The sequence below is a fragment of the Mesorhizobium sp. M4A.F.Ca.ET.050.02.1.1 genome (assembly GCF_003997725.1).
Lineage (GTDB): Bacteria > Pseudomonadota > Alphaproteobacteria > Rhizobiales > Rhizobiaceae > Mesorhizobium.
Window position 1 is genome coordinate 1 of record NZ_RZSG01001085.1, and the last position, 1,554, is coordinate 1,554.

Sequence of the window (1,554 nt, forward strand, 5' to 3'; positions counted from 1 at the left end):
TTGTTGGACGACTGCAAATTGAGTTCACCGACGCCGGCGCCCTCGCCGGCAATGACCGTGCGCCCGTCATTGATCGACGCCACCGCGACCGACGACGAGACGTTGAGAGCAAGTGCTGCCGCGACGCTGACATCGCCGCCGCCACTGCCGCCTGAACTGTTGGCCGACTTGCTGACGCTGTCGCCATCATTCGACTTGCTGTTGGCCAGATCGACTTCCTTGTCGCGTTGATCGTCGGCCTTGGTGTTGCCGTCTTCGTTTTCTTCGGCGCCAGCCGCGCTGGCGATCGATTCCGCCTTGCTGGAGCCGTCATTGGCGGCCGACAGGCTGATCGATCCGTTCGAACGAAGATTGCGGTTCGAGGTCGAGAACGCCCGGTTGTCCACGAAGGCAAGCGCAATCGCCGCGCCGATCGCCGTCGAGCCGATGGCATCCCCATCGGCCAGCGTCGTGCTCACGCCGTGATTGCTGGCGCTGGCCGTCAAATTGCCGGTGATGTCGAGTTCGCCGCCGGAACCGATGGACGACTCCGTGTTGTTGTCGATGACGTCGATCGCCACCGCACCGCCAATACCGACATCGCCGCCTTCCGCACCCGCTTCCGCCGTGGTCGCAGCGGTATGGGCGCCAGTCGCGGTCATGGTGATAGCATCGCCGGCAACGATGGCCGCATTGTTGCGGATCGACGCCGAGGTGGAATTGTCGACGATGGTCAGGGCCACCGAACCACCGATGCCGAGTTCACCCGCGGCGCCGCTTGCGTCGTCAGGAACCGCATCGGTCTGGACGTTGGTGGTGGAGTTGGCGGTGAGCGACAGATCCGCGCCATTCAGATCGATCGAGGCGTTTGCCGCGACGTCGGCGGAAGCCTCGGTGATAACGATATTGATCGCCAGCGAACCGGCCACCTGCGTCTTGGAGCCGTCGCCGGCGCCAGAGGTCGCCTGAGCGACGAAGCTGTCGCCGGCCGCAATCGTGGCGCTCAATGACACCGCACTCGCCGACAGCGACGAGGTGCCGCCGAGATAGCTGCGCGTCGTGACGTCGGCGATGCTCAGCACAACCGCAACGCCGATGCCGGTCGCGCCGTTAGCGGAGGAGTTCGTGTTGGTGCCGTCTGCCGTCGCCGTCACCTTGTCCGTCGATTGCGCGGTCAGCGTGATCGCGCCACCGGACGTGAGGGTCGAAGCCTGAACGAAGGCTTCGGTCGTCGGCCGATAATCGGACACCGTCACTGCGCCGGCAAAGGTGATGTCGCCGCCGCTTGTCGTCGCCTTGTCGGACGTATTGCTGTCCTTGTTGGGGTCCTTCAGACGCTCCTCGGATTCGTTGTCACCGCCTGCACTTTGGTCCGATCCGCCTGCCGTCGACCTGGCAATCGTCGTAATGTTGCTCGTCAGCGTCGCGCCGAGCGCGATCGAATCCGGCGTATTGCCGGCATTTGCGCCAATCGTCGAGCCGCCCGAGACATTGGCGCGGGTTGTCGCGTTGACTTCCGAAACCGCAACGCTGGCGCCCTTGCCGCCGCTACCGCCATCGGCCTCGGTGGTCATC

General features: G+C 64.6%; 1 protein-coding gene. It reads right to left on the minus strand.

Annotation, left to right across the window (positions count from 1 at the left end; genetic code table 11):
* Positions 1–1,554, minus strand: a 1,554-nt coding sequence (locus EOA33_RS39520) for a hypothetical protein (RefSeq protein WP_190234484.1), incomplete at both ends; no start/stop codon positions are given.